The sequence below is a fragment of the Sphingobacterium bovistauri genome, from assembly GCF_020295405.1.
GTDB classification, from domain to species: Bacteria; Bacteroidota; Bacteroidia; order Sphingobacteriales; family Sphingobacteriaceae; genus Sphingobacterium; species Sphingobacterium bovistauri.
Window position 1 is genome coordinate 1 of record NZ_JADEYP010000068.1, and the last position, 1294, is coordinate 1294.

Below are 1294 nucleotides of genomic sequence, written 5' to 3' on the forward strand. Positions count from 1 at the left end.
ACTATGCCAATTCATAATTGGGGCATAATCCTTAATCAGTTCTTAACTTTATTTGAAAAAAGAGTCCAATTGTAATTAACAACTGAACTCCATATTTTTAAATTTACACAGTTCGTGAGACAGTCCCACTACTTATTAAGAATAGTCTTCCTTTTATAAATAAAAAGACTTGTATAGGTATACAAGTCTTTTTATTTATACGGTCTTTCCAAAATAGCTGCTTGGATAATAGCTTTTCTCAAATCGAAATCAATTTCATTTTTTTCATCCTTTAATTCCTGAGATTGAATATCAGTTTTGGGTGCTGTTAAGTTTTGGACTCTTCTACTTTCTTGAGCTGTCAGCACTTCAGTTGGTACATCTGTATAGTAAGAGAAATCTTTTTGTTTTGGCTTTTTTCTTATTTTTTCTGATTGTGGAATATTAATTTCCGTAGGGATTGGCTGGGTACGCATGTTTGGTTTTCTAGATTTAGATTTCTCCATCTCTTTCATATAATTTTTATACAAGTTATATAATAGAGCTCCAATAGAAATTAAAACTATGATGAAATTTTCCATGTCTAAATATATTAAATATTAAATATTTAATTTGAAAAATCATAAAAATTTGCAAAATTCACATATTCTTCTTTAATTGCATAAGCAACCTAAATTAATTCTAAATAATGAGTGATGTATCAATACTATCAGACGAATTCTACTCTTTCTTAACTGGAAAAGTGTCAACGGCTATTTCAAGGCGCTTGCAACGTAATTTGAAGTGCGGAAAGCTAAATATTACTTCCGAACAATGGACAATTTTATATCATTTATGGCTAGAGGAGGGATTAACTCAACAAGAATTGGCTAATTTAACTTTTCGTGACAAGCCCAGCATTACACGTTTAATTAATAATTTGGAAAAGCTTTCTCTAGTTATTCGTGTTAATGATAAACATGACCGTCGATCAAACCTAATTTATTTAACAAAAGAAGGACGTAAGCTTAAAGATGAAGGAATGAAGCAGTCCGCAATTACCATCAATGAGGCAGTGGCAGGACTTGGGTTGGAAGAATTGCGTGTTGCTCAACAGGTGTTAGATAAAGTCTTTCAAAATATTAAATAAAAAAAGAGGTCGACACATTGTTGCACTGCCCCCAAAAAGTTAGACACTTTCTGGGGGCATTTTTTATGGATAGAAAAGTAAAACACACATTATCATTTAAGAAGACTTGTATTGATTTGTACACTAAATCGTCAGAATCAATATTAGGTATTAGCAAGGAATATAAGGTTTCCGAAAGTTTATTGA

2 protein-coding genes are annotated in these 1294 nt (G+C 31.2%); one reads left to right on the plus strand and one right to left on the minus strand.

The window, feature by feature from the left end:
- Nucleotides 1–191: 191 nt before the first annotated feature.
- Nucleotides 192–560: a hypothetical protein gene (locus IPZ78_RS17180; RefSeq protein ID WP_225555207.1), complete on the minus strand. Its 369-nt coding sequence runs from the start codon at nt 558–560 to the stop codon at nt 192–194.
- Between the two features lie 107 nt (nt 561–667).
- Between IPZ78_RS17180 and IPZ78_RS17185 the strand changes: the two genes are divergently transcribed.
- Nucleotides 668–1108, plus strand: a complete 441-nt coding sequence (locus IPZ78_RS17185; protein ID WP_225555208.1) for a MarR family winged helix-turn-helix transcriptional regulator — start codon at nt 668–670, stop codon at nt 1106–1108.
- Nucleotides 1109–1294 lie beyond the last annotated feature (186 nt).

Excerpts from the sequence above, each read along its gene's own strand:
- IPZ78_RS17180 (WP_225555207.1), bottom strand. The coding sequence starts at position 560 with ATGGAAAATTTCATCATAGTTTTAATTTCTATTGGAGCTCTATTATAT.
- IPZ78_RS17185 (WP_225555208.1), top strand. The coding sequence starts at position 668 with ATGAGTGATGTATCAATACTATCAGACGAATTCTACTCTTTCTTAACT.